The 24,541-nt window shown below is 71.9% G+C and carries 26 protein-coding genes; 16 read left to right on the top strand and 10 right to left on the bottom strand.

Annotated elements, in window-relative coordinates; genetic code table 11:
• Positions 1 to 47 precede the first annotated feature (47 nt).
• The gene (locus tag CRP27_RS05160) at positions 48 to 698 is read right to left on the bottom strand and encodes a YigZ family protein (RefSeq protein ID WP_097180298.1); all 651 of its coding nucleotides are present in this window, start codon (positions 696 to 698) and stop codon (positions 48 to 50) included.
• Between the two features lie 83 nt (positions 699 to 781).
• Between CRP27_RS05160 and CRP27_RS18150 the strand changes: the two genes are divergently transcribed.
• From CRP27_RS18150 to CRP27_RS05135, 5 genes are all read left to right on the top strand, one after another.
• The gene (locus tag CRP27_RS18150) at positions 782 to 1,222 is read left to right on the top strand and encodes a hypothetical protein (protein WP_097179693.1); all 441 of its coding nucleotides are present in this window, start codon (positions 782 to 784) and stop codon (positions 1,220 to 1,222) included.
• The gene (locus CRP27_RS18145) at positions 1,219 to 1,680 is read left to right on the top strand and encodes an ImmA/IrrE family metallo-endopeptidase (protein WP_097179692.1); all 462 of its coding nucleotides are present in this window, start codon (positions 1,219 to 1,221) and stop codon (positions 1,678 to 1,680) included. The genes CRP27_RS18150 and CRP27_RS18145 overlap by 4 nt, the downstream gene beginning before the upstream one ends.
• On the top strand, positions 1,677 to 2,603 hold the full coding sequence (locus CRP27_RS05145; protein ID WP_097179691.1) for a hypothetical protein: 927 nt from the start codon (positions 1,677 to 1,679) through the stop codon (positions 2,601 to 2,603). The genes CRP27_RS18145 and CRP27_RS05145 overlap by 4 nt, the downstream gene beginning before the upstream one ends.
• Complete coding sequence (locus tag CRP27_RS05140; protein WP_141399696.1) at positions 2,593 to 3,450, top strand: alpha/beta hydrolase; 858 nt, start codon at positions 2,593 to 2,595, stop codon at positions 3,448 to 3,450. Before CRP27_RS05145 ends, CRP27_RS05140 begins: the two co-directional genes overlap by 11 nt.
• Before the next feature lie 107 nt (positions 3,451 to 3,557).
• Positions 3,558 to 3,770 carry an SCO4848 family membrane protein gene (locus tag CRP27_RS05135; RefSeq protein ID WP_097179689.1) on the top strand — a complete coding sequence of 71 codons (213 nt, stop codon included), beginning with the start codon at positions 3,558 to 3,560 and terminating at the stop codon, positions 3,768 to 3,770.
• Positions 3,771 to 4,484: 714 nt separating this feature from the next.
• Here the strand turns inward: CRP27_RS05135 and CRP27_RS05130 are convergent.
• From CRP27_RS05130 to CRP27_RS05120, 3 genes are read right to left on the bottom strand one after another with little or no spacing between them, the layout of a single operon-like run.
• Positions 4,485 to 5,279, bottom strand: coding sequence for a hypothetical protein (locus CRP27_RS05130; RefSeq protein WP_097179688.1), 795 nt, complete (start codon positions 5,277 to 5,279; stop codon positions 4,485 to 4,487).
• The gene (locus CRP27_RS05125) at positions 5,276 to 5,692 is read right to left on the bottom strand and encodes a DUF6114 domain-containing protein (protein ID WP_176505474.1); all 417 of its coding nucleotides are present in this window, start codon (positions 5,690 to 5,692) and stop codon (positions 5,276 to 5,278) included. The genes CRP27_RS05130 and CRP27_RS05125 overlap by 4 nt, the downstream gene beginning before the upstream one ends.
• Complete coding sequence (locus CRP27_RS05120; protein ID WP_097179687.1) at positions 5,692 to 6,288, bottom strand: DUF6230 family protein; 597 nt, start codon at positions 6,286 to 6,288, stop codon at positions 5,692 to 5,694. Before CRP27_RS05120 ends, CRP27_RS05125 begins: the two co-directional genes overlap by 1 nt.
• Positions 6,289 to 6,412: 124 nt before the next feature.
• Between CRP27_RS05120 and CRP27_RS05115 the strand changes: the two genes are divergently transcribed.
• From CRP27_RS05115 to CRP27_RS05095, 5 genes are all read left to right on the top strand, one after another.
• A complete protein-coding gene (locus tag CRP27_RS05115; RefSeq protein ID WP_097179686.1) occupies positions 6,413 to 7,012 on the top strand; it encodes a TetR/AcrR family transcriptional regulator in 600 nt (199 codons plus the stop codon).
• A gap of 105 nt (positions 7,013 to 7,117) precedes the next feature.
• The gene (locus CRP27_RS05110) at positions 7,118 to 7,795 is read left to right on the top strand and encodes a response regulator transcription factor (RefSeq protein ID WP_097179685.1); all 678 of its coding nucleotides are present in this window, start codon (positions 7,118 to 7,120) and stop codon (positions 7,793 to 7,795) included.
• Positions 7,788 to 9,119, top strand: coding sequence for a cell wall metabolism sensor histidine kinase WalK (locus CRP27_RS05105; protein WP_097179684.1), 1,332 nt, complete (start codon positions 7,788 to 7,790; stop codon positions 9,117 to 9,119). Before CRP27_RS05110 ends, CRP27_RS05105 begins: the two co-directional genes overlap by 8 nt.
• A 48-nt stretch (positions 9,120 to 9,167) precedes the next feature.
• Positions 9,168 to 9,791: a PepSY domain-containing protein gene (locus CRP27_RS05100; RefSeq protein ID WP_097179683.1), complete on the top strand. Its 624-nt coding sequence runs from the start codon at positions 9,168 to 9,170 to the stop codon at positions 9,789 to 9,791.
• A 72-nt stretch (positions 9,792 to 9,863) separates the two neighbouring features.
• Positions 9,864 to 10,700 (top strand): VOC family protein, encoded by an 837-nt coding sequence (locus tag CRP27_RS05095; protein ID WP_097179682.1) that lies wholly within the window; start codon positions 9,864 to 9,866, stop codon positions 10,698 to 10,700.
• Here CRP27_RS05095 and CRP27_RS05090 read toward each other — a convergent pair.
• A complete protein-coding gene (locus CRP27_RS05090; RefSeq protein WP_097179681.1) occupies positions 10,672 to 11,268 on the bottom strand; it encodes a TetR/AcrR family transcriptional regulator in 597 nt (198 codons plus the stop codon). The two genes, CRP27_RS05095 and CRP27_RS05090, sit on opposite strands and share 29 nt — an antisense overlap.
• A 72-nt stretch (positions 11,269 to 11,340) precedes the next feature.
• Here CRP27_RS05090 and CRP27_RS05085 point away from each other — a divergent pair, with 72 nt between their 5' ends.
• Complete coding sequence (locus tag CRP27_RS05085; RefSeq protein ID WP_097179680.1) at positions 11,341 to 12,267, top strand: aldo/keto reductase; 927 nt, start codon at positions 11,341 to 11,343, stop codon at positions 12,265 to 12,267.
• Positions 12,268 to 12,289: 22 nt separating this feature from the next.
• Here the strand turns inward: CRP27_RS05085 and CRP27_RS05080 are convergent, their stop codons facing one another.
• Both CRP27_RS05080 and CRP27_RS05075 read right to left on the bottom strand, forming a co-directional pair.
• Positions 12,290 to 12,610, bottom strand: a complete 321-nt coding sequence (locus CRP27_RS05080) for a hypothetical protein (protein ID WP_141399695.1) — start codon at positions 12,608 to 12,610, stop codon at positions 12,290 to 12,292.
• 81 nt (positions 12,611 to 12,691) lie between these two features.
• Positions 12,692 to 14,227: an amino acid permease gene (locus tag CRP27_RS05075; protein ID WP_097179678.1), complete on the bottom strand. Its 1,536-nt coding sequence runs from the start codon at positions 14,225 to 14,227 to the stop codon at positions 12,692 to 12,694.
• 422 nt (positions 14,228 to 14,649) lie between these two features.
• Between CRP27_RS05075 and CRP27_RS05065 the strand changes: the two genes are divergently transcribed.
• The 4 genes from CRP27_RS05065 (at position 14,650) to CRP27_RS05050 (ending at position 19,183) form a co-directional block, all read left to right on the top strand.
• The gene (locus CRP27_RS05065; RefSeq protein ID WP_255257450.1) at positions 14,650 to 15,972 is read left to right on the top strand and encodes a glycine betaine/L-proline ABC transporter ATP-binding protein; all 1,323 of its coding nucleotides are present in this window, start codon (positions 14,650 to 14,652) and stop codon (positions 15,970 to 15,972) included.
• Positions 15,969 to 16,943 (top strand): proline/glycine betaine ABC transporter permease, encoded by a 975-nt coding sequence (locus tag CRP27_RS05060; protein WP_097179676.1) that lies wholly within the window; start codon positions 15,969 to 15,971, stop codon positions 16,941 to 16,943. The genes CRP27_RS05065 and CRP27_RS05060 overlap by 4 nt, the downstream gene beginning before the upstream one ends.
• 14 nt (positions 16,944 to 16,957) lie before the next feature.
• Positions 16,958 to 17,908 (top strand): glycine betaine ABC transporter substrate-binding protein, encoded by a 951-nt coding sequence (locus tag CRP27_RS05055; protein WP_097179675.1) that lies wholly within the window; start codon positions 16,958 to 16,960, stop codon positions 17,906 to 17,908.
• A gap of 102 nt (positions 17,909 to 18,010) precedes the next feature.
• Entirely contained in the window at positions 18,011 to 19,183 is a 1,173-nt protein-coding gene (locus tag CRP27_RS05050; protein WP_097179674.1) for a mechanosensitive ion channel family protein, read from the top strand.
• 126 nt (positions 19,184 to 19,309) lie between these two features.
• Here the strand turns inward: CRP27_RS05050 and CRP27_RS05045 are convergent, their stop codons facing one another.
• Positions 19,310 to 19,501 (bottom strand): hypothetical protein, encoded by a 192-nt coding sequence (locus CRP27_RS05045; RefSeq protein ID WP_079236396.1) that lies wholly within the window; start codon positions 19,499 to 19,501, stop codon positions 19,310 to 19,312.
• Positions 19,502 to 19,593: 92 nt separating this feature from the next.
• Between CRP27_RS05045 and CRP27_RS05040 the strand changes: the two genes are divergently transcribed.
• Positions 19,594 to 20,745 (top strand): SLC13 family permease, encoded by a 1,152-nt coding sequence (locus tag CRP27_RS05040; protein WP_097179673.1) that lies wholly within the window; start codon positions 19,594 to 19,596, stop codon positions 20,743 to 20,745.
• 195 nt (positions 20,746 to 20,940) lie between these two features.
• Here CRP27_RS05040 and CRP27_RS05035 read toward each other — a convergent pair whose 3' ends face one another.
• A complete protein-coding gene (locus tag CRP27_RS05035; RefSeq protein WP_097179672.1) occupies positions 20,941 to 21,912 on the bottom strand; it encodes a magnesium transporter CorA family protein in 972 nt (323 codons plus the stop codon).
• A 62-nt stretch (positions 21,913 to 21,974) separates the two neighbouring features.
• Positions 21,975 to 24,482, bottom strand: a complete 2,508-nt coding sequence (locus CRP27_RS05030; RefSeq protein WP_141399694.1) for a hypothetical protein — start codon at positions 24,480 to 24,482, stop codon at positions 21,975 to 21,977.
• Positions 24,483 to 24,541: the final 59 nt, after the last annotated feature.

The raw sequence follows: 24,541 nt of genomic DNA, 5'->3' as shown, positions 1-24,541 counted from the left end.
CACCAGCGAGACACGCCCGGAGTGCGATCTGCGTGCGAGATCGTTCGTCAGGGTGCGGGGACGTCGACGACGCGTTCGTCGCCGATCACCGGGTCGAGCGTGCCCGCCGAGGTCGCGGCGAGGTCCGCGCGCAGCGGCTCGATCGCCTCGCCGGGCACCCAGAGCTCGAAGGTCGCCGCTGCGCCATAGGCGGGATCGCCGAGCGTCGCGTCGTGGTGCCGGACCCAGTCGCGCAGCACGTTGTCGATCCGGCCGGCATCGGCGTGCGGGACGTCCACCGTCACGCGGGTCAGCGCCCGCCGGTGCACGAGCGTCGCCCGGTCGAGCGCCTCGGACACCGAGGTCGAGTACGCGCGCACGAGTCCGCCGGCGCCGAGCTTCACGCCGCCGAAGTACCGCGTGACGACCGCGACGGCGTCGGTCAGGTCGCGCCGGCGCAGGACCTCGAGCATCGGGACCCCAGCCGTGCCGGAGGGTTCGCCGTCGTCGCTCGACCGGGCTTGGTCCCCGAGCACGCCGGTCACCATGGCGGTGCAGTTGTGCCGGGCATCCCACCGGCGTCGGCGGACCTCGGCGATCAGCCGGTCGGCGTCCTCGACGCCCGCGACCGGTGCGACCGTGGTGATGAACCGCGACTTGGTGATGACGATCTCGTGCTCGACCGGCTCGGCGATCGTGGACGGGAAGCGTGGACTCACCGTCCCGAGGGTAGCGGCGGGCACCCGGCGGTCCGCGCTAGCATGTCCTGCACGACGTGCGGCTGGGGAGGAGTCCGATCGACATGGCGACAGCAGCTCCGAAGGGTGGCGTCCTCGACGCTGCCGAACTGGCGCGCCGACTCAACCTCCTGCTCGACTTCGAGGAAGCGCAGCGCGGCTCGCCCGTGCCGTTCTCCGCGGTCGAGGAGTACGTGGCGGAGCAGGGCGGATCGCTGTCCCGGGCGAAGTGGACGTACATGCTCTCCGGCGACGGACGACGCAACCGGGACACCGGGTTGCTCCGCCTGCTGGCCGGGTTCTTCGAGGTCGACGAGCGTTTCCTGCTCGAGGACAGCGACGTCCCCGAGCGCATCGGCGCCCAGCTCGCCCTCGTCCGGTCGCTCCGCTCGGCACGCGTGAGCGGCTTCGCGGCCCGCACCTTCCCCGGCGAGCTCTCGCCCGATGCCCTCCGCCGCATCGCGGAGGTCCTCGAGGAGGAGTCCCAGCGGGGGAGCGTCGCATGACCGCCGACTTCGTCGAGGCGTTCTGGGCGCGCGGAGCCGCCGAGGGCTGGTCGGACGTCGACCAGGCGGTGTCGGCAGCGGCCGAGGTCGTCGGCAAGCCGATCGTCGTGCGTGAAGAGGCGTTCCTCGCCGCCGAGCCGGTGTGCGGATTCGTGGCCACCCTGGAACGCCAGCACCTCGTGATGATCTCGCCGACGGCGTCGCAGACCTTCCGGTCCTTCGTCATCGGCCACGAGCTCGGGCACATCCTGCACCGCCACCAGGACCACGCACCGCAGGCGGCGTACATCCGCGACGTCATCCCGGACCTGCCGGAGTACAAGGTCGAGCGGGCCCTCGCCCGCGGGCTGTTCTCGAACGAGTACGAGCACGAGGCCGAGGTCTTCGCCGACCGGCTCGCCGGGCTCATCCGCGGCCACCGCGGTCGTCCGAGTGCGTTCCGCGGGGTGTTCGGGTGATCGTCTCCCTCGTCCAGGCGCTGCTCCTCATCGCCGGCACGGTGACGCTGTTCGTGCTCCAGCGCGGGCAGGACCGGACGCTGGCCATCACGTTCCTGCTCTTCGCGGCGACGATCGTCACGAACGTCGACCCGCTCTACCTGTGGCTCGACCCGTTGTTCGGCGGGTTCAACGTCGTCACCGTGATCAGCGACTGCCTCATGGTCGCCGGGACGAGCACGTTGCTCTGGGGCGTGGCGAAGGCGGTCGGCGCTGCGCGGCCGTGGCTCCGGAACGCGATCGTCGTCACCTGCGCGGTGGTCGTGGTCGTGGTGGTCGTCGCCTTCGTGGTCCTCGACAAGCCGGCGACCACGACGACCTTCATGCTCGACGCCGGGCAGCACCCGGCCGCCACGGTCTACTCGATCGCGCAGACGGTCTACCTCGGGGTGGCCCTCGGCGCGACCGGGCTGATCTGCGTGCTGCACCTGCGCGAGGCCCGGACCACGACGGACCTCGTCGGCCTGTGGGTCCTCGTGCTCGGTGGCGTCCTCGGTGTGGTGCGGATGGTCGTCGTCGTGGTCATGGACCTCGCGCACGTCGCCGGTCGCCTCGACCTGACCCACGCGCTCGCGCTGCCGTACGACGTGACGACCCCCGGCGCGGTGATCTGCGTCTCCTCGGGGATGCTCCTGCTCGTGATCGGCCACCAGGTCTCGCGGCGCCGACGCTCCCGACGGGTGGAGGTCGCCCTGCATCGCCTCGCGCCCCTGCACGAGCGCATCGGGATCGACAACGCCTACCCGGACTCCGGTGACCCCGCCACGCGTCTCAGCCGACTGATCGTCGAGATCAACGACGGTGCTCGTCGCGCTCGCCAGACCCTGAGCGATGCGGAGCGCCAGGCGTTGGCGGACGCCGAGGCTGCGCTCGATGTCGCGTAGCCGACCCCTGACCGCCGCCGTGCGCACCGCGGGTGTCGTGGCCGGCGTCGTCGGTGTGCTCGTCCCGATCGCCGGAACCGTGATCGCTCGTCGGGCCGCCGCCCTGTACGAGACGCCGGACGTCGAACCAGCGCCGGGGCTCGAGCCGGTGTCGGTCGGCGGGCTCCCCGGATGGATCCGCCCGGGCGGTGACGGTACGACCTGGGCGGTGTTCCTGCCCGGCCTCGGCTCGCACTCCCTGCGGCACCAGGACGTCGCCGACGCCTTCGTCGACCGCGGGGACACCGTGCTGTTCGCCTCGCACTCCGCCCGGTACCCGGCCCGCCGGCACGGCTTCGGTCTGCGCGAGCAGGACGAGGCGCTCGCCTGGCTCCGGTTCGCGGCTGCCCGAGGCGCCACCGAGGTCGTGCTGCTGGGCTGGTCGTTCGGCGCCTCGCTCTGGCTCCGGCTGCTCGCCGGTCCGCTCCCCGTCCGGGTCCGGGGTGTCGTGCTCACCGGGCCCCTGTCGGACTGGGACGCCACGGTCGCGCACGGTGCCGGCGGCGGTCCGATCGGGCGGGCGGCGGCCGCGGTGTTGCGGTGGACGCTGCGGGTCCCGGGGCTCGCGAGGTTGGCCGGCCAGGCCGCGCCCGTCCGACTCCAGCTCCCCGTCGTGGCCGCGCCCGCACCGCCGCTCCTCGTCGTCCACGGCGACGCCGACCGGACCGTGCCACTCGACTCCAGCCGCGCGCTCGTGGCCTCGTGGCCGGGCACCGCACGGCTCCAGGTGGTCGCCGGAGCCGCCCACGGCGGTGAACGGGACATGAATCCCACTGGATGGCTCGACGCCGTCGCCCGGGCCGTGTAGGGTTTGTAGCAGTTGCTACAGATTCTGTGGCCGCCGGGGTGGGTCTCGGCCGCGTTGGGGGCGGCCGAGCACCACCGGCCCCGACACACGTTGTCTAGGATCGTCTGGTGACCGTCTTCGCAGCTGTCGTCCTGTTCATCGGTGCCGTCTTCAACGTCGTCACCTGGCCGCGCTTCTTCCAGCGGGTCGCGAAGGACTCCCGGGCGCGTGACTCCACCGGGAAGCCGACGACGTTCTACACGGTGCACCTCGTGCTGCTGCTCCTCGCGCTGCTCATCGCCGTCGCTTCCGTCGTCGCGGGGATCCTCCTGCTCGTCTGAGCGCGCCCCCGCCGCCCGTTCCTTCCCATAGCGCGTGAGGTAGGGAGGGGAATCGGGCGTACTTGGTCGAAAGAAACGGCCCGGTATGCCCGAAACGACCCGGTACGCGCGAAATGGCTCGGTGCGGTCGGCCCACCCTTCGAGTGCCGCCCGCGTGCGGGCCTGGAGGCGCGGTGCGGCGCCGCCACGGGCCTCCCGTCTGTCTGTTCCTTCCCATTGCGCGTGAGGTAGGAAGCGGACTCGGGCGTACCTGGTCGAAAGAAACGGCCAGGTACACCCGAAAGGACCCGCTACGCGCGGGATGGCCCGGTGCGGCCGGCCCAGCGGGCTCGTGCAAGCCGCGTGCGGGCCTGGAGGCGCGGTGCGGCGCCGCCACGTGCCTCCCGTCGGTCTGTTCCTTCCCATCACGCGTGAGGTAGGAAGCGGAATCGGGCGTACCTGGTCGAAAGGAACGACCCGGTACGCCCGAAAGGACCCGGTACCCGCGGAACAGTTCGATGCGGTCGACCCAGCGGGCTCGTGCAAGCCGCGGGCGGGCCTGGAGGCGCGGTGCGGCGCCGCCACGTGCCTCCCGTGTGTCTGTTCCTTCCCATCACGCGTGCCGTGGGTAGCGGAATCGGGCGTACCTGGTCGAAAGAAACGGCCCGGTACGCCCGGAACGGCCTGGTACGCCCGGAACGGCCCGGCTCGCCCCCTACGCGCCCGGCACGCCCCCTACGCGCCCGGCCGCACCCGCAGGTCGGACCCGGTGTGGGTGATGCTGTCGGCGGTGGCGCCGACGAGCCCGAGGTCGACCCGGGCCCACGTCGTCGGCAGCTCGCCGCCCGGGGGCGGGGTGTCCGCGCCGAGCGTGAGGTGCTTCCCTCCCGGCAGCTCGGCCGTGACCGAGTTCAGGTACACCTGCACGTGGCCACGGAGCTCCATCCGGGCGTCCGTCGTCACCGCCGAGGTCCCGTTCGACTCGCCGCGGACGTCGAGCGTGAAGTCGTCCATCGCCACCCGGTCGGCGCTGAGCCGGATCACGGTGATCTCCGAACCGTCCGCCAGGGGCACCTGCACGAGCGCGAGCCCGGACAGGCCGCCGATCCCGATGGAGGAACTGCTCAGCTGCGCCGACGGCTGCGTGAAGACCGTCGTGTCGTCCGGGACCGCCGCTCCCCACGCTGCGTCGGGCGTGGCCGTCGTCGGGGGAGCAGCATCACGGGTGGCACCGTCGCCGCCGGATGCCGGGCCGGGACCCGAACCCGTCCCGGAGCCCGGCGACGACGGGGCTGTGGTGTCCGACCCGGAGGGGACGGACGGACTCGAGGGTGAAGACGACGACGGCGGCGACGACGGCGACGACGGCGGCGAGGACGGCGTCGACGAGGGAGCAGGCGCCGAGCAGTCCATGAGCAGCGGGATGCAGAACCCCGCCGCCGAGGCGCTCGTCCCACCCGTCACGGTCAACGCGGCCGACACGACCAGCACCGTCCCGATCCCGAGCGACGCACGCAGCCGACGGCTCACGCGGCGCCCTCGTCACGCTCGGGGTCGGCCGGCTCGGACGACTCCCGCGGCATCCACGCCACCACGAGCACACCACCGACCGCGGACAGCAGCATCCCGAGCACGAAGCCGCCGAGGTTCACGCCGATGAGCGAGTACACCGCCAGGGCGAGCGCGACGATCCCGTAGAAGACCCGTTGCGCGGGGGAGCACACCGCCAGGACACCGAGTGCCACGAGGGCGATCGGGATCACGGTGGCCTGCAGGCCCTCGATGCCGAACTGGATCCGGATGTTGCCGAGGTCGAGCTGGCCGGAGCAGAACAGTTCGATCCCACCGAGCACGACGAGCAGGCCGCCGACGAACGGGCGCGACCGGGCCCAGACCCGGAAGCGCGCCCAGGGCGACGTGGGGGCGACGGCGTGGGCGCTCATCAGAAGCAGCTCTTCGAGCCGTCCGTCAGCTGCAGGTGCATGCCCGTCAACGTGAACGTCCCGGCGGTCGTCGACCACGCGGTCTGCTGCACGCCGTCGATGGTCAGCGCGTCGGCGTCCTGGGCGAAGTCGCCGGCGCTGCCGTGCTGGTCGCCCCTGACGGTCGAGGCGTCGACTCCGATCCGGATGTCGTGGAACTCGGCGTCGCCCTTGAGGTCGGTCATCCCGATCTGCAGGTCCTTCGCGGACGCCGGGGTCTTCCCGCCGCCGGCGGTGATCATGACGCCGACCTTGCCCATCGGGGTCTCGGTCGTGACGGACTGGCACAGGTTCGCGAGCGTCGCGGACCCGATGTTGGCGATCGCGACCTGGCGGTCGTTCCCCGCGGTGTCCTTCGCGACGCCGGCGTACTGCGAGAACTGCTGGCCGTCGAGCTTGTCGGCGCTGATCTGGAACTGCTGGCCGGAGACCGAGAAGGAGACGGGGACCGCTCCCTGGGCCACACCGCCGAACGCGATGGCGGTGGCGATCCCGACCGGGACGGCGACGAGTGCGACGCGGCCGCCGTGCGAGCGGGTGAGTCTGGTGAACAACATCGTTCCTCCTCGTGACGGCCGCTCCGTCGCGACCGCAGGCCACGCTAGACCCGTTGTTGACTTCAGGTCAACAAAATCGTCACCCGTTCGGGGGACGGGCATGCCCGCTCGCTAGGCTCCACGCGTGCCCGACGACCGCCAGCGCTCCCGCCTCAGCTCCGAGGAACGCCGTGCGCAGCTCGTCGCCCTGGGGGTCGCGACCCTGGTGGACGAACCCCTCGAGGACATCACGATCGACCGGCTCGCCGCCGACGCCGGGGTCTCCCGGGGTCTGCTCTTCCACTACTTCGGCACGAAGCAGGGCCTGCACGAGGCCATCGTCCGCACCGCCCGCGACGCGATGCTGCACGCCACCGAGCCGCGCGACGAACTCGAACCGCTCGCCCGGCTCGAGGACACCCTCCGTCGCTTCGTCGCGTTCGTGACCGAGCACCGCGGGACGTTCCACGCGCTCGTCCGCGGTGCCTCCGCCGGCGACGCCGAGGCACGGGCGCTCATCGACGAGGCCCGTGACGAGAACGCCCGCCGGGTGATCGCGGTGTTCACCGAGCTCGGACACGAGGACCGTCCGCTGCTGCGCAGCGCCCTGCGCTCGTGGGTCGCCTTCGTCGAGGAGATGCTCGACGAGGTCCCGACGGACGACGACGCCGCCGCGGACGCGCTCACGGCGCTGCTGGTGCGCAGCGCGGTCGCGATCGTCGCGGCCCTGGACGCGACTGGTTGACGGCCTGGAGGCGCGGGGCGGGCCCGCACCGCGCCTCCAGTCCGGCCCCTGGTCGCGTCCAGGGCGCTTCAGGCCCGCTTCAGCGGGGCACGGCAGGATCGTGGGATGCGCGTGCTGGTGGTCGACGACGAGGTGCGGCTCGCCGACGGCGTCCGCCGTGGCCTCGAAGCCGAGGGGTGGGCGGTCGACGTGGCGCACGACGGCGTCGACGGCCTCTGGCACGCCCGCGAGTTCAGCTACGACGCGATCGTGCTCGACCTCATGATGCCCGGTCTCAGCGGCTGGGCGGTCTGCGCGCAACTCCGGTCCGACGGCGACTGGACACCGGTCCTCATGCTGACGGCGAAGGACGGCGAGTGGGACCAGGTCGAGGCGCTCGACGCCGGGGCCGACGACTACGTCACCAAGCCGTTCTCGCACCCGGTGCTCGTCGCACGCCTCCGGGCGCTGGTCCGCCGCGGCGCCCGGGAGCGGCCGGCGGTCCTCACGGTCGGCGACCTCGTCGTCGACCCTGCTGCCCGGACGGTGGCCCGCGGCGGAACCGCGATCGACCTCACCAGCCGGGAGTTCGCGGTGCTCGAGTTCCTCGCCCGCCGTGCCGGTGAGGTCTGCTCGAAGCGCGCAGTGATCGAGAACGTCTGGGACGTCGACTTCGACGGCGACCCGAACATCGTCGAGGTCTACGTCGGGCACCTCCGGCGGAAGGTCGACCGACCGTTCGGGCGCACCTCGCTCGAGACCGTGCGCGGTGCCGGGTACCGGTTGGCGGCCGACGGTGGCTGACGCTCCCCGGCCCACGCGGCGTCTCCGGTCCGTCCGGGCCCGCACGACGGTCGGCGCGATCGTGGTGGTGCTCGCCGCACTGCTCGTCGGCGCTGCGGCGTTCGTGGTGGTCCTGCGACTCGTGCTCCTCGACGGTGTGCGCACCGCGGCGGAGTCCGGACTCGAGCAGGCGTCCGCCCGGGTCGAGGCCGACGGCGCCGGCGTGGTCAGCGGTTACGAGGACGTCCTCGTCCAGGTGGTCGGCGACGGCGGCTCGGTGCTCGCCCACGGCGACGACGCAGACCCGCCCGCGCTGCCCACCGCCGACGAGAGCCGCTGGTCGCACGACGGCGAGCGGTGGTTGCTCGTCGCCGACGACGTCGACCTGCCGGGCGGCGGCGAGGCGACCGTCGTCTACGGCGTCTCGCTCGAACAGACCGACGCCGCCGTCGGCGCGGCCGTGGTGCTGCTCGCGGTCGGGGTGCCGGTGCTCGTGCTCCTCATGGGCCTGGTGACCTGGGTCGTGACCGGGCGCTCGCTCCGCCCGGTCGAGCGGATGCGGAACGAGGTCGAGACGATCCGGGCCGCCCGTCCGGACGCCCGCATCGCCGTGCCGGACACCGGGGACGAGATCGCCCGGCTCGCCGACACGATGAACGCCATGCTCGACCGACTCGACCGCTCCGCCGAGGGGCAGCGGCGGTTCGTGTCGGATGCCTCCCACGAGCTGCGGTCGCCGATCGCCACGATCCGGCAGCACGCCGAGGTCGCCGCGGCGCACCCCGAGCGCACGGACGTCACCGAGCTGTCCGAGGTCGTCCGGTCCGAGGCGCTCCGCTTGCAGGACCTCGTCACGGCGCTGCTCGAACTCTCCCGGCTCGACGAGGGCGGGATCGGCCACCGCCGGCCGGTCGACCTCGACGACCTGGCGTTCGACGCCGTCGCCCGGGCCCGGGGCGCCGGCCGCGTCCGCGTCGACGGCTCCGGGATCGCCGCGGCCCGCGTCCTCGGCGACGAGCGCGTGCTCGCCGGGGTGGTCCGCAACCTCGTCGACAACGCCGTCCGGCACGCGTCCTCCCGGGTGGCAGTGGCGCTCGCCGAGGACGGCGGACGGGCGGTCCTGACGGTGGACGACGACGGCGCCGGGATCCCGGCGGGGGAGCGCGACCGGGTGTTCGAGCGGTTCGTGCGGCTCGACGAGGCCCGGAGTCGGGACGCCGGCGGCGCCGGGCTCGGCCTCGCGATCGTGCGCGACGCGGTCCGGGCGCACGGCGGTGACGTGGCGGTCACGGACTCGCCGCTCGGGGGTGCGCGGTTCGTCGTGCGCATCGCACTCGGTGGCTGAACAGGTCGCTTCAGGTCTGCTTCAGCACCCGGTCGGCACGCTGGTCGCATGAACACTCCCCGTACCGCCCCAGTCCGCTCCGCCCGTCGCATCGCCGGGTTCACCGCCCTTCCGCTCGTCGCCGCGCTCGCCCTCGCCGGGTGCTCGACCGCGCAGTCCGGTTCCTCGGACTCGTCGTCGTCCGCAGCGTCGTCGTCGAACGCTCCCGGTGGGACCCCCACCGCAGCAGCCGCGTCGAACGACGCCCTGCGCGCCGCCGTCGAGACCGCCCGGAAGGCCGTCGGGTCCGGTGTCGTGATGTCCGTCGAGCAGGAGCAGAACGGCTCGGCGTACGAGGTCCTGGTCGTCACCGACGACGGCAGCGAACACGAGGTCCACACGAACGCCGACGGCACCTCGGTGTCCGGCTCGCCGCGCGCCGAGACCTCCGACGCCGACGACCGCGCCGAGAACGACCGGTTCGTCGCGGCGGCCGACCTCGACGTCAGTGCCGCTGCGGGCAAGCTCGAGGACCTGCACGCCGGCACCATCACCGAGCTCGGACTCGACGACCACCTCGGGAAGGTCGTCTGGGAGGGCGACGTCCGCGACCCGTCCGGCACGAAGCACAGCGTCCGGATCGACGCCGGCTCCGGTGACGTCGTCACGGACCGGGTCGACACCGACGACTGAGGCGTGCGCGCGTCGGTGGTGCGCGGTAGACCGGGGGCATCCGGCTGAGCGCCGGCGGACCCGGGAGCGACGATGACCGACCAGACCCCGCGCACCTACCCGCAGGGCGTCCCGAGCTGGATCGACGCCCGCCAACCCGACCCGGATGCCGCGCAGGCGTTCTACGGCGGGCTGTTCGGCTGGGACTTCGAGGAACGCCTGCCACCCGGCGTCCCGGGGTCGTACCGGATCGTGAGCGTCGACGGGCGTGAGGTCGGTGCCATCGCGTCGAGCGAGGACCCGGCGACCTGGACGACGTACATCGCGGTGGACGACGCCGACACCGTGGCCGCCCGGGTCGTGGAGCTCGGTGGATCGGCGGCTGCGCCGGAGGACGCCGGACCCGGGGGAGCTGCTGGTCGCAGCGTGGACTGCGTCGATCCCCGCGGTGCCGCCTTCGGGCTCTGGCAGGCCCGTGCACGGCTCGGCGCGCAGCACGTCAACGCACCCGGCGGCTGGGTGTTCAGCGACCTGCGCTCGACGGAGCCCGAGCAAGCGTTCTCGTTCTACGAGCAGCTGTTCGGGTGGCAGGTCTCGGACGTGCAGGAGGGCCCGAGCGCGATGGTCCGACTGCCCGGGTACGGCGACCACCTCGCCGCGACGTCGGACCCGGACATCCGCGAACGCCAGGTCGGCGCTCCGGAGGGCTTCGCCGACGTGGTCGGTGCCCTGGCACGCAGCGACTCCGGTCCGGACGACTGGCACGTGTCGTTCAGCGTCGCCGACCGCGACGACGCCGCCGCGGTGGCGGAACGCCTCGGCGGGACCGTGCTCGGCACGTGGGAGGGCTTCTGGACGCGGGCGGCCGAGCTGCGGGACCCGCAGGGAGCGACCTTCCGCGTCACGCAGTTCGCGCGGGGCTCCGACTGAGCCCCGCGAGCAGGATGTCGAGCAGGCGACCGGTCTGCTCGGCGCCCGTGGTGTCCCGCGTGGACAGCAGGATCCCGATCAGTGCCGCGGTGACGTCGTCCGCGAGCAGGTCGTGTCGGAGCGAACCGTCCGTGGCCCCCGTGTCGAGGAACCGCTGCACGGCGGCGTTCACGCGGTCGCGGGTGCCGGCGGCCTCGGCGGCACCCCGGAGCGCTCCGACCCGGACGGTCTCGGCGAGGCCGCGCTTCGTGGCGACGAACTCGGCGTACCGACCGCAGAAGGCCCGGAGTGCCCGGGCCCCGGTGGACGCGGACCGGAGCAGGTCGTCGACGGTGTCGAGTGCTGCGTCGAGTTCGGCGCGGTACACGGCCGCGATGAGGTCCTCGCGCGTGGGGAACGCCCGGTAGAGCGTGCCGATGCCGACGCCGGCCGCCCGCGCGATGCCCTCGAGCGAGGTGTCCTCCCCGTCGCTGGTGAACGCCGCTCGTGCGGCCTCGACGAGTCGCTCGCGGTTGCGGGCGGCGTCGGCGCGCGGTCGTCGGCGCTCGGATGTCGGCTCACTGGACAAAGCGGAGGTACCTCCGGTTATGATCGGCGAAGCGGAGGTTCCTCCGCTTCAGGCGAGACTACCGGAGACCTCATGCAGGAGAACGAGAACGAGCGCCCGGGCGGCGCGTACGACCTCGGCGGACGGACCGTCGCACGCATCGGGTACGGCGCGATGGCCCTCGAACGCTTCGACGCAGACCGCGACCGTGGTGTCGCACTGCTGCACCGTGCCCGGGAACTCGGGGTCGACCACGTCGACACCGCCGACTTCTACGGGGACGGGGTCGCGAACGACGTGATCCGTCGGGCGTTCGGCGCCTCGGACGAGGTCGTCGTGGTGAGCAAGGTCGGCGCGGTCCGGGTGGACGCACCGGTGCCGCTCGCGCTCGCGCAGCGCCCGGAGCAGCTCCGCGAGCAGGTGCACGCGAACCTGCGGAGCCTCGGGCGCGACCGCATCGACGTGGTGAACCTCCGCCGAGCCGACATCGGTCCCGGGCTGATCGCGGAGGGGGACCAGCTGGTCGACCTCGACGACCAGCTCGCCGAGATGACCGCCATGCGCGACGAGGGCCTCATCGGCGGCATCGGGCTGAGCGCGGTGTCCGGCGAGGTCCTCGAACGCGGGCTCGCGGCCGGGATCGTGTGCGTGCAGAACGCCTACTCGTTGGTGGCGCGTGAGCACGAGGCGCTCCTCGACGTGTGCGTGCGGAACGGCATCGCGTGGGTGCCGTACTTCCCCCTCGGGGGCGCGTTCCCCGGACTGCCCAAGGTCGCCGAGGAGCCCGGGGCCCTGCGCATCGCGACGGACCTCGGCATCACGCCCGCGCAGCTCGGGCTCGCCTGGTTGCTCGGGCACGCACCGGACGTCCTGCTGATCCCGGGCACCTCGAGCACCGACCACCTCGCCGAGAACGTCGCGGTCGGGGACGTCGTGCTCACCGGGGCGCAGACGGCCGCACTCGATGCCGTGTGGTCGAAGCGGGTCGCCGACGGGCAGGCGGAGCGCACCTGGCCGTGAGTGGCCGGGAGAACGGCCCGGGTCAGGACTCGGACGGCAGCGGCGCCCCGAAGGCCCGGCGGAGCGCGAGCCCGGCGACCTTCTCGTCCGACGTGTCGAGCAGCACCCGGTAGGTGTCGTCGGTCGTGACGAACTCGACGCACACGGCGTCGAAGTCGCACGGTTCGATCCGCCATCCGTGCACGGCGTCCATCGGGACCTGGGTGAGTCCGTCGCGCTCGAAGCTGGTCTCGGCCGACACGTGGTCGTCGAACACCCGGACGCGGCCGAACGTGCCGCGCCAGGTCAACTGGAGATCGAGCACGGGCGAGGAGGTCGCGGGGGATGCAGAAGGGTCCGGCACCCGCCGATCGTACCGAGGGGTGCCGGACCCGTGCGCGCGGCGTCGAGCCACGTCGTCGCTATCCGGACAGGAGCGAGACGGTCAGTTGCCGTCCTCGTCCCGGCGGCGCACCTGGTTCGCGGGGTCACGGCCCGTCACGGGGAACGGACCGGTCACGCCCTCGCGCAGGGAGGCGATGCGGAGGATCCGGTCACGCTGCAGGAACCAGCCGACGACGAGCAGCGGGATCACGACGACGAGGGACGCGATCGTGTAGGTGCCGACCGGGTAGTCGATCGCCATCAGGACGAGCACCGACACGAGGAACGCGAGCGTCAGCCACGAGGTCACGGGCGCGCCGGGCAGCTTGAACGACGGCTCCTTCGCGAGCCCCTGCTTCGCCCACGAGCGGAGCTTCATCTGGCAGAGGATGATCGTGCCCCACGCCGTGATGATGCCGAGGCTGGCGATGTTCAGCGCGATCTCGAACGCCTGGCTCGGGATGAAGTAGTTGAGCACGACGCCCGCGACGGTGAACGCCGCGGTCAGCAGGATGCCGGCGTACGGCACGCCGCCCTTCGACATCTTCGTGGTCCACTTCGGCGCCGAGCCGTTCATGCCCATCGAGTGCAGCGCACGGCCGGTCGAGTACAGACCGGCGTTGAGCGACGACAGTGCGGCGGTGAGCACGACGAAGTTCATGATCGAGCCGACGATCGCCCCGACCTGCGGGTTGCCGATCGACGAGAAGAAGGTGACGAAGGGGCTCTCGCCCTCCTTGTACGCGGTGTACGGCAGGAGGATCGACAGCAGGACGACCGAGCCGACGTAGAACACCGCGATGCGGAGGATGACCGAGTTGATGGCGCGCGGGATGACCTTCTCGGTGTCCTGCGTCTCGCCGGAGGCGGTGCCGACGAGCTCGATGGCCGCGTACGCGAACACGACGCCCTGCACCACGAGGACGGCGGGGAGCAGCCCGTTCGGCAGCAGACCGCCGTTGTCGGCCCAGAGGCTGAAGCCGGTGCGGACGGTCTCGCCGCCGGCCTCGACCGGGAATGCCCAGATCAGCCAGACGAGCGCGATCACGAGGAACGCGACGAGGGCGGCGACCTTGATGAGGGCGAACCAGAACTCGAGCTCCCCGAAGACCTTGACCGCGACCATGTTGGCGGCGAGGACGACGACGAGGGCGATCAGCGCGAGGAGCCACTGGGGAGCAGCGGTGAACGCCGACCAGTACTTCAGGTAGACCGCGACAGCCGTGGTGTCCACGATCGAGGTCATCGCCCAGTTCAGGAAGTACATCCAGCCCGCGGCGTACGCGAACTTCTCGCCGTAGAACTCGCGGGCGTAGGAGATGAACGACCCGGAGGAGGGGCGGTGCAGCACGAGCTCGCCGAGCGCACGCAGGATGAAGAAGGCGAAGATGCCCGCGATCAGGTAGACGACCGCGAGGGCCGGACCCGCGGTGTGCAGTCGGCCGCCGGCGCCGAGGAAGAGGCCGGTACCGATCGCGCCGCCGATGGCGATCATCTGCAGTTGCCGGGGCTTCAGACCGTGCTGGTAGCCCTCCTGCTCGTGCGAGAAGTCGTTCGCGGGCGCGCGGTCCACCCCGGTGTCGTTCTGCGCTGTCATGCGCGACACGCTACAGGTGCGTGGAACCGGGGCGGCACACAAACATGCGAGGCGCCTGAACTGTAACGGGACGGTTACGATCGCGATCCCCGTGGCGACGGGCGACACGCCGTGGTCGGGGTACAGCGGTGCCGGGATTCCGGCGGACCCGGATTCGCGATGGGGGACAACCGTCGATAGCCTTGAACGTCCCTTCAGGGGACACCGACGATCAGGACGCGTCCGACGCAGCAGCACAGCGGCGGCCGTACGGTCGGCCGGACCGGGGTCGTCCCGAGTGCGACCCCCGCGTGCGTGATCGCTCGCCCTGCGCCGTTGCGCGGGCTCGATGCGGTGCCGCCGAACAGGGTGCCGGACGACCCGTCCGCAACCACACCGGTACCGCCGTGCGCCCGTGCGCCGCGGTCCCGCGAGGAGCACCGTTGACCATCGCACCACCCCAGGACCGGCGTGCCACCACGCCGGACCACCCCACCGCTGATCCTGCGCTGAGCGTGCGCGGCGCCTACAAGGTGTTCGGCCGACGTCCCGGCGAGGCGGTCCGCCGTCTGGGCGCCGGCGCGACGCGTGACGAGGTCCGTGACCTCGGTTCCGCAGCCGTCATCGACGCGTCGTTCGACGTGCGCCCCGGCGAGATCTTCGTCGTCATGGGGCTCTCCGGCTCTGGCAAGTCGACCCTCATCCGGATGCTGAACGGTCTGCTCGAGCCCACCGCCGGCACGGTGGAGATCGGCGGCCGCACCGTGACGAAGGCCACGCCGAAGGAGATCCGCGAGATCCGTCGCACGAGCGTGTCGATGGTCTTCCAGCACTTCGCGCTGCTGCCCCACCGCACGGTGCTCGAGAACGTCGCGTTCGGCCTCGAGGTGAACGGCGTCGACAAGGCCACCCGGCTCGCCAAGGCCCGCGAGGTCATCGGCCTGGTCGGACTGGACGTCTGGGCGGACGCCAAGCCGGACGAGCTCTCCGGCGGCATGCAGCAGCGCGTCGGCATCGCCCGTGCCCTCGCCGCCGAGACCGACGTCCTGCTCATGGACGAGGCGTTCAGCGCCCTCGACCCGCTCATCCGCCGCGAGATGCAGGAGCAGCTCGTCGACCTGCAGCAGCGCCTCGGGAAGACGATCGTCTTCATCACGCACGACCTCAACGAGGCGATGTTCCTCGGGGACCGGATCGCCGTCATGCGCGACGGTCGGATCGTGCAGATCGGCTCGCCGGAGGACATCCTCACCGACCCGGCGAACGACTACGTCGCCCAGTTCGTGCAGGACGTCGACCGTGCCCGCGTGCTCACCGCCGCGAGCGTGATGGAGCCCGCACGTGCGGCCGTCCCGCTCACCGTCGGTCCACGCGGCGCGCTGCGCACCATGCGCGACCTGCAGACCGCGGCGGTGTTCGTCACCGGGCGCGGCCGGAAGCTCGAGGGCTGGGTCCGCGACCGGCACGTGATGCGCCAGGTCAAGGCCGGCGACACCAACCTCGACGCGATCGTGAACTCCGAGTTCGCCCGGGTCGCACCGGACACGGCACTCACCGATCTCTTCGAGCTCGCCGTCGAGTCGCCGCTGCCCATCGCGGTCGTCGACGACGAGGGGCGCCTGCTCGGCGTCGTCCCGCGCGTCACCCTGCTCGCGGCGCTCGGCAACGTGCCCACCGCGACGATGCCGATCCCGGTGCTCGAGCCGGTCACCCGCATCTCCGACTCCGACATGGACTCGACCCTCGCCGAAGGAGACCACGCATGATCACCCCCGGTACCAACTCCTTCGGCGACTTCCACCTGCCCCTCGGCACCTGGGTCGCAGCGATCGTCGACTGGATCACCACCTACCTCTCCGGCTTCTTCGACGTCGTCCGCTACGTGTTCACGTGGATGGACGCGTGGATGGAGTACTTCCTCTCCACCCCGCCGTTCTGGGTGATCGTCGCGATCCTCGTGGTCCTGGCGTTCGTCGCGAAGGGCTGGAAGCTGGCCCTCGGCGCCGCGATCGGTCTGCTCTTCATCGTGAGCGTCGGCCAGTGGACGAACGCGATGGACACCCTGGCGCTCGTGATCGTCGCCGCGGGCCTCGCCGTCGTGTTCAGCGTGCCGCTCGGCATCTGGGCCGCCCGCTCCGACGCCGCGAGTCGCATCATCCGCCCGGTGCTCGACTTCATGCAGACCACCCCGGCGTTCGTCTACCTGATCCCGGCGCTGCTGCTCTTCCGCGTCGGCGTCGTCCCTGGCATCGTCGCGACGATCGTGTTCGCGATGGCCCCGGGTGTCCGCCTCACCGAGCTCGGCATCCGCGGGGTCCCGAGCGAGGTCGTCGAGGCCGGCGCCGCGTTCGGTTCCAGCCCGTGGCGCATCCTCCGCCAGATCCAGCTGCCGCTCGCGAAGGCCAGCATCATGGCGGGCGTCAACCAGGTCATCATGCTGTCGCTCTCGATGGTCGTCATCGCCGGCATGGTCGGCGCCGGCGGACTCGGCGAGCAGATCGTCGCGTCGCTGAACCGCATCGACGTCGGTCTGGGTGCCGAGGCCGGTCTGTCCGTCGTGGTCCTCGCGATCCTGCTGGACCGCCTGACCGCAGCGCTCGGCGGCGACGCGGGGCGCGCCTCCAGGCTGTTCGGTCGCAAGCGGAAGCCGACGGCGACCGCGACGCCGAACGCGGCGACCGCCCAGACCGCCGCCACCACCGAAGCGGTCACCGACCGCCAGACCGTCGACGCGTGAGGAAGGACCAGACCATGAAGCGCAACCACACCCCGCGCAACCACACCCCGCGCACCCGCACCAAGCGCACCCTCGTGGCGGCCGCGCTCGCCGCCGCCACCGCCCTCGGCCTCTCCGCCTGCATGCCGCCCGGCTACTACGGCGCGACCGGCACGCTCGACAACGGCGACCAGAAGTCGATCCACGTCGTCGTCTTCAACGGCTGGGACGAGGACACCGCCGCCAGCTACCTCTGGAAGTACGTGCTCGAGCAGAAGGGTTACGACGTCCAGCTCACGAACTCCGACGTCGCCCCCGCCTACACGGGCCTGGCCTCCGGCGACTACGACGTCGTGTTCGACACCTGGCTGCCGAACACGCACCAGGAGTACATGGACACGTACGGCAAGGACCTGACGGACCTCGGCGCGTGGAACGAGCAGGCGTCGCTCGAGCTCGCCGTGCCGGAGTACTCGGACATCGACTCGATCGACGAGCTCAAGGCGCACGCGTCCGACTTCGGCAACAAGATCATCGGCATCGAGCCCGCCGCCGGTGAGACCAAGGTCGTGTCCGAGCAGGTCATCCCACAGTACGGCCTCGACGGTATGGACTTCGTCACGAGTTCCACGCCCGCGATGCTCGCGGACCTCAAGGCCTCGATCGCAAAGAAGGAGGACGTCGTCGTGACGCTGTGGCGTCCGCACTGGGCGTACGACGCGTTCCCGATCAAGGACCTGGAGGACCCGAAGGGCGCGCTCGGCAAGAACGAGGAGATCCACACCATCGCGAAGAAGTCCATCAAGGACGACTTCCCGACGGCGTCGAAGTGGATGTCGGACTTCTCGATGGACTCCGACACCCTCTACTCGCTCGAGAACGCGCTCGTGAACAGCGGCGCGAAGACGAGCGAGTACCCGGCGATCACCGCGAAGTGGGCGTCCGAGCACCAGGACTACGTGGACTCGCTCACGTCCTCGAAGTAGGGCCCGACGAGCCGGACGGGAGGCGCGGTGCCAGCTGGCACCGCGCCTCCCGTCTTGTGGTCCGCTGGGCGACGACCGTCGTCCAGTTGGTTGCATGGCGGGATGGACACCCTCCTCCGGCTCCTCGTCGCGATCGGCTTCGCGCTGCTCGTCACCGCCGCCGCTGCCCTCGTCCTGCACCTCGTGTTCCGCGCCCTCGCCAGACGGAGGCGCTGGGCGGCCGTGCTGTCGCGCCGCACCAAGCACCCGACCCGCACCATGCTCCTCGTCGTGCTGCTCTGGGCGGCCTTCGCATCGAGCATCCCGGACCAGCCCGACGCATACCCTTGGCGCGACGGGGTCTCGCACACCTTCCTCATCGTCACGATCGGCGTCGGCACGTGGCTCGCCTGCGAGATCGCGATCGTCCTGGAGAGCCTCGGACTCCACCGCTACCGCGTCGACGTGCCAGACAACCGGGTCGCCCGGCGCATCCGGACGCAGGTGCTCGTCCTCCGCCGGCTCACCGTCGCGGTGCTCGTCATCATCGGCCTCGGCGCGATCCTCCTCACCTTCCCCGGCGTCGAGGCGGCGGGCGCGAGCGTGCTCGCCTCGGCCGGACTCATCTCCGTCATCGCGGGTCTCGCTGCGCAGTCGACGCTCGGCAACGTGTTCGCCGGCATGCAGCTCGCGTTCTCCGGGTCGATCCGTGTCGACGACGTCGTCGTGGTCGAACAGCAGTGGGGGCGCATCGAGGAGATCACCCTCACCTACGTCGTCGTGCACCTGTGGGACGACCGGCGCTTCGTGCTGCCGTCGACGTACTTCACGAGCACGCCGTTCGAGAACTGGACGCGCACGAACAGCGAACTGCTCGGCGCCGTCGAGTTCGACCTGGACTGGCGGGTGCGCCCGGGGGAGATGCGTGCGGAACTCGAGCGGATCCTCGACCGCACCGAGCTCTGGGACCGCCGGGTGCAGGTCCTGCAGGTGACCGACGCCGTCCAGGGGTTCGTGCACGTCCGCGTCCTCGTCACCGCGCACGACGCCCCGTCGCTGTTCGACCTGCGCTGCTACGTCCGCGAGGAGCTCGTCGCCTGGATCCAGCGCACCCACCCCGACGCCCAGCCGGTGCAGCGGGTGCTCATGGTCGACGAGGTCGCCGAGCCGCGCGCGTCCCGCCGGACCGCCTCGACGGCGTCGTCCTCGGCGCTGTTCACCCCGGACCAGGAGGACCGCGCCGCCCTCTTCACCGGTCCGATCCAGACCTCCGGGATCCCGCGTTCGGAGCGCTGAGCGCGACCACAGGACGGACTGGAGGCGCGGTGCCAGCTGGCACCGCGCCTCCAGTCCGTCTGCCGGTCGCGTTCGCGACCCTACGGCTGCTTCGCCGCTGCGCTCACGGTTGCTTCGCCGCTGTGCTCACGGTTGCTTCGCCTTCACCGCCCGGTCGTCCTCGACGACCGTGCCGATGGCGACGATCGTCGTCGCGAGCCACGCCACCCACGTCAGCGCGAGACGCCAGTCGCGCGGTCCCTGCCTGGTGGTCTGCACGACGCTGTAGCCGCTGATGATCGAGCTCCACACCGCACCGCTGAACATGAACTTCCGCACGGGTTCCTCCTTCGCTGGTCCCGTCAACGCTACCGGCCGCTACATTGGAGCGCCGCCGGTCGCCCTGCCGGCGCACTCGTAGAGGAGCCGCTGTGCGTCAGGCCGTCATCGGGGGAGCACTGCTCGTGGTCGGCGCGGTGTGCGTCGCCCTCGGCCTGCTGCCCCTGTCCGACCTCGCCGAGCTCGCCGACCGGGTCGTCCCGGTGCTGGCGTTCGTGCTCGGCCTCACCGTCGTCGCCGAACTCGCGGCGGACGCCGGGGTGTTCGACCGTCTCGCCGACCTCGCCGCGCGTGTCGGCGGCGGGCGCACGATCGGCCTCTGGGCGGCGGTCGTCGTGCTCGCCGTGGTGTGCACGGTGTTCCTGTCGATCGACACGACCGCGGTGCTCCTCACCCCGATCGTGATCACGCTCGCCCGCCGGGTGGGCCTGCCGCCGATGCCCTTCGCGCTGACGACCGTCTGGCTCGCGAACACCGCGTCGCTGCTGCTGCCGGTGTCGAACCTCACGAACCTGCTCGCCGTCGACCGGATCGGGCTCGACGGGCCGATCCCGTTCGCGGGGTTGATGGTCTGGGCGGCGCTCGCCGGCGTCGTGGTGCCGTGCGCCGTGCTGCTCGTCGTGTTCCGGGGGCGGTTGTTCGGCCGCTACACCCCGGTGTCCGTCCGCCAGGCGACCGACCCGGTGTTCTTCTGGTCGGCGTCGGCGGTCCTCGTCGCCCTGGTGATCGCGCTGACCGCCGGCGTGACGGTGTGGATCGCCGCGGTCGCGGCTGCCGTCGTGCTCGTGGTGGTCGCGGCGTTCCGTGCACCGTCGGAGCTGCGGGTCTCCCGCGTGCCGTGGTCGACGCTGCTCTTCGCCGCCGGGCTGTTCGTCGTGGTCGAGACGCTGCACACGACCGGGCTCACTGACCCGATCGTGAACGCGCTGCCGGGTGGCACCGGGACCGGGTCGCTCCTGGCCCTCGGCGGAGCCGGGGCGCTGGCGGCGAACGCGATCGACAACCTGCCCGCGTACCTGGTGCTCGAGCCGGCGGCCGGACACGAGGCCCTGCGCTACGCGGCGCTGCTCGTCGGTGTGAACGCGGGTTGTCTCATCACGCCGTGGGCCTCCCTCGCGACGCTGCTGTGGCACGCCCGGCTGTCGTCGGAGGGTGTGCACCTGTCGTGGGGGAAGTACATGGCGCTCGGGTGCGTGGTCGCCCCGCTCACCGTCGTGGCCGGCGTGCTCGCGCTGCGCCTCTAGCCCGCTGCGCCATCACGCACCGTGCGAGGTGCGAGGTGCGAGGTGCGAGGTGCGAGGTGCGCTGCGCGGGCCGCGCAGTGTGCGAGGTTTCGCGCAGTGTGCGAGCGTTCCGAGCTCGCACAGTGAACGGGACCTCGCACGGAGCGTCGAGCCCCCTCGCACGGTGCGAGGCGGCGCGCGGCCGTGGCGCCGGCGTCAGAGCCAGTCGCGGGTCTTGAACACGCGGTAGAGCACCAGCGAGGACGTCACGATGAGGGCGAGCGACAGGAAGAGACCGCTCCAGTGGCTCTCGCCGGGGAACGTCACGTTCTGCCCGAAGAACCCGGTGATCGCCGTGGGGATGGCGATGATCGCCGCCCAGCTCGTCACCTTCTTCATCACCGTGTTCTGGCGGTTCGAGGACAGGTTGAGGTTCGTGTCGAGGACGCTCGACACCGCGTCGCGCAGCTGGTCGACGGAGTCCGCGATCGACACGAGGTGGTCCTCGACGTCCCGGAAGTACGGGCGGATGCCGTCGGAGATCGTCTCGGCGTCGCCGTGCAGCAGGGAGGCGACGCTGTCCCGGGTGGGCACGACCTGCCGCCGGAGCACCCCCAGCGCCTTCCGCAGCCGGAACGAGCGGCGCTGGATCTGCTGTTCGCGCGGGTTGCCGTGCTCGAACAGGTCGTCCTCGAGGTCGTCGATCCGGCGCTCGATGTCCTCCACGGTGCTCGTCGCGTGGTCGGTCACCGCGTCGAGCAGCCCCCAGACGAGCCAGGGCACCCCGTGGTCGGCGATGTCGGCGTTCGCGTCGAGTCGCCGTTCGACCGCACCGGTGTCGACGTCCGCGCCGTGGATCGTGACGAGGGCGTGCTCGGTGACGAAGGCCTTCACCTCGTGCGTCACGACGTCGCCGTCGTCGTCGAGGCCGGCGACGTCGTACACGACCAGGAACAGGCTGTCGCGGTACCGGTCGAGCTTCGGGCGCTGGCCCCGTTCGACCGCGTCCTCGACGGCGAGCGCGTGGATGCCGAGCTCGGCTTCGACGTGCTCCAGGTCGGTCGGGTCGGGGTCGGTGTAGTCGACCCACACGAACGCGTCCTCGTCGGCGACGATCTCGGAGATCCGGTCGACCGGGAAGTCCCGCTCCGCCGCACCGCCGTTCCGCCACGCCCGTGTCATGACCATGCGGACGAGCCTAGTGAGACGGCCGGCCCGGGGATCCCAGGCCGGCCGCCGCGCGGTGTGCGTCAGTAGGCCTCGACGAGTTTCCCGTCCTGCACCTTGAGGTACTCGTAGACGTCGAAGGTGTCTTCCGCGTGGCCGGAGTCGCCGAAGTACGACGTGTAGTCGTAGCCGATCACGCCGTCCTCGGTGCTCTCCACCGAGATCGAGCCGGAGCCGGAGACCTGGACGTCGAGCTTCGGCATGGTCTTCACCTGGTACTTCACGGCGCCGTCAGCGTCGTACGGTCCGTACCAGGGGCACCCGCTCAGCGCGTCGACGTCGGTCTTCTTCGCGCACGACTCGATGAGGTCCGTGACGTACTGCTCGGCGTCCTTCGTGAGCTGCTCCGTGGCCTTCGGCTCGAAGTCGACGTACGACGACGACGTCGAGGAACCGACCGACACCGACTTCGTGCCGCCGGTGAAGTACTTGGACCCGCCGACCTGCACCGCGTACTTCCCGGGGTAGGCCAGGGAACGGAACTGCCCGTCCTCGATCTCGCCGACCTTCTTCCCGCCGACCGTGACCGGGGCGCCCTCGAGCGCCGAGGACGCCGTGACCGACACGGTGGCGGCGAGCGGCTGGGTGACGCGCCACTCGTCCTTCACGAGGAAGGCCGTCCCCGTGCGGCGCAGGGTGACCTGCCCCGACCGGTTCTTGCCGCCCTGCGTGAAGGACACCGTGGCGAGCGCGGTGTCACCGCTCGTCGTCACCCGTCCGACGCGGACGTCCTCCGGGCGGTCCTCGGCGCTCTTCAGCACGGTCGCGTCGAGCATGCTGGCGTCGGCAGGGACCTCGCTGAGGCGTTCGGCAGCAGCGGCGTCCCCGCGGGCGATGGCGTCGACGTACGACCGGACGGTCGGCGCCGGTCCCCACACGTTCGTGCGGAGGACCGAGGTCGTCACCACCCCGGCGATGACGACCAGGACGACCGCGCCGCCGGCGATGAGCGAGCGGACGAGCACCTTCTTCGCACGCGGCGACATCGGCGCGGGCGCGGGGGAGCCGGCGCCGACGAAGGGCTGTGCGCCGGCCGGTGCGCCCCATGTCGGAGCGGCGACGACGCCCGGGGTGGCCGACCAGGCTCCTGGTGCGGTGACCGGGCCGGGCGCGGCGTCCGTCGCCGTCGCGGTCGGGGCACCGGGGACGCCGACTGGCACGGTCGGCCGCGGGTCGGTGCCGACCAGGCGAGCGGTGGTGAGCACGACCCGGCCGCCGAGCCGGGGGAGCAGCGCGGGTGCGACGAACCGGGCGACCACCTCGACCGCACCGCCCCAGAGTGCGAAGACGAGCGGGGCCCACGGGGCGACGCCGACGGATCCGGACCCGCCGACCACGCTCGTGCCGGTGGCCTGGTACCCGATCACGCCCGTGCCCAGTACGAGGAGGACGACCCCGCCGAGCAACCACACGACCGGGGTCACGACCCAGTCGAGGGCCGTCCTGACCCGGTCGTTGCGGCGGACGGCGAGCGCGAGACCGGCGGCGAACGCGGTGACGAGCACGAGGAGCACCACGATCCAGAGCCATCCGGTGGTGCCACCGAACACCGACGCGGTCGACCCCGCCGAGCCGAGGCCGGAGGTCCCGACACCGCCGAGGAAGCCCAGTGCGGTGAACGCCACCGCGATGTTGCCGACGAGCAGCGGCACGGCGGCGCCCCACTCGGGCTGCGCGACGAGCGCGAGGACGATGGTCGCCAGGGTGAGGAGCACGACGAGGACGCCGAGCTGTCCGACGGCGACCCGTGCGGTCCCGAGCGCTCGGGCGACGAGGACGTTGCCGCGCACGAGGACGGACGGTCGTGCGAGCAGCACGGACAGCGTGCCGATGACGAAGGACCCGAGCACGCTGCCGACGCCGACCGCGTGCACGGGGTCGATCGACACGCCGGGGACGTCCGGGAACCGGATCGCGAGGACGAGTCCGGTGAGGGTCGTGACCGCGGTCAGCACGAGCCCGGAGAGCACGGCGGTGACGAGCAGCTGGACGAAGCCGAGCGTGCGGGTCCGGATGCGACGGGTCAGCACGACCGCGAGCACGACCTGCGCCGCGAGCACGAGTGCCGGGACCACGCCGAGCGCCGCGGAACCGGACACCCCGAAGAGCGTCGCCGAACCGGAGAGGTGCAGGCGTCCGAGGTCGGCGAGCACGACGAGCTGTGCGGGCGCGCCGAGGAGGACGCTGACGCCGGAGAGCAGGTCCTGCACGTCGGGTGCGGCACCGCCGATGGTCCCGGAGCCCGAGCCGGTCCCGGTGCCGACCGACGAACCGGAGCCACCGGACGCGGCGACCGCGACGGTGAGGAGCAGCGAGAGCGCGGCCACCACGTAGGCCGCGACCCAGCCGCCGACGGCGGCGACCACGGCGGCGAGCCAGTCGCGTCCGGGGACGGTGCGCAGGAGGCGACCGAACGGGTCGGAGGCCGGCTGCGTGGCGGACGCGGGCTGCCCCGGGAACGGCTGCGCGCCTCCCGGCTGGGCCCCTGGCGGGACGGGCGGAACGGGCGGGACGGGCGGCTGGTCGCTCACGGCGGGTGGGTCCTCTCCGGTCGAGAGGGCGGTGCCGACCCCTGCGGCACCCGCGCGTC

Origin of the sequence: Curtobacterium sp. 314Chir4.1 (assembly GCF_900215175.1) — a bacterium.
In the GTDB taxonomy this organism is placed as follows: Bacteria; Actinomycetota; Actinomycetes; order Actinomycetales; family Microbacteriaceae; genus Curtobacterium; species Curtobacterium pusillum_A.
This window is presented reverse-complemented; position numbering and strand designations above follow the sequence as displayed.

Coding starts and splice junctions, on each gene's coding strand:
- CRP27_RS18150 (WP_097179693.1), top strand. CDS start 782: ATGGCGACAGCAGCTCCGAAGGGTGGCGTCCTCGACGCTGCCGAACTG.
- CRP27_RS18145 (WP_097179692.1), top strand. CDS start 1,219: ATGACCGCCGACTTCGTCGAGGCGTTCTGGGCGCGCGGAGCCGCCGAG.
- CRP27_RS05140 (WP_141399696.1), top strand. CDS start 2,593: ATGTCGCGTAGCCGACCCCTGACCGCCGCCGTGCGCACCGCGGGTGTC.
- CRP27_RS05125 (WP_176505474.1), bottom strand. CDS start 5,692: ATGAGCGCCCACGCCGTCGCCCCCACGTCGCCCTGGGCGCGCTTCCGG.
- CRP27_RS05120 (WP_097179687.1), bottom strand. CDS start 6,288: ATGTTGTTCACCAGACTCACCCGCTCGCACGGCGGCCGCGTCGCACTC.
- CRP27_RS05110 (WP_097179685.1), top strand. CDS start 7,118: ATGCGCGTGCTGGTGGTCGACGACGAGGTGCGGCTCGCCGACGGCGTC.
- CRP27_RS05100 (WP_097179683.1), top strand. CDS start 9,168: ATGAACACTCCCCGTACCGCCCCAGTCCGCTCCGCCCGTCGCATCGCC.
- CRP27_RS05095 (WP_097179682.1), top strand. CDS start 9,864: ATGACCGACCAGACCCCGCGCACCTACCCGCAGGGCGTCCCGAGCTGG.
- CRP27_RS05085 (WP_097179680.1), top strand. CDS start 11,341: ATGCAGGAGAACGAGAACGAGCGCCCGGGCGGCGCGTACGACCTCGGC.
- CRP27_RS05075 (WP_097179678.1), bottom strand. CDS start 14,227: ATGACAGCGCAGAACGACACCGGGGTGGACCGCGCGCCCGCGAACGAC.
- CRP27_RS05060 (WP_097179676.1), top strand. CDS start 15,969: ATGATCACCCCCGGTACCAACTCCTTCGGCGACTTCCACCTGCCCCTC.
- CRP27_RS05055 (WP_097179675.1), top strand. CDS start 16,958: ATGAAGCGCAACCACACCCCGCGCAACCACACCCCGCGCACCCGCACC.
- CRP27_RS05050 (WP_097179674.1), top strand. CDS start 18,011: ATGGACACCCTCCTCCGGCTCCTCGTCGCGATCGGCTTCGCGCTGCTC.
- CRP27_RS05035 (WP_097179672.1), bottom strand. CDS start 21,912: ATGGTCATGACACGGGCGTGGCGGAACGGCGGTGCGGCGGAGCGGGAC.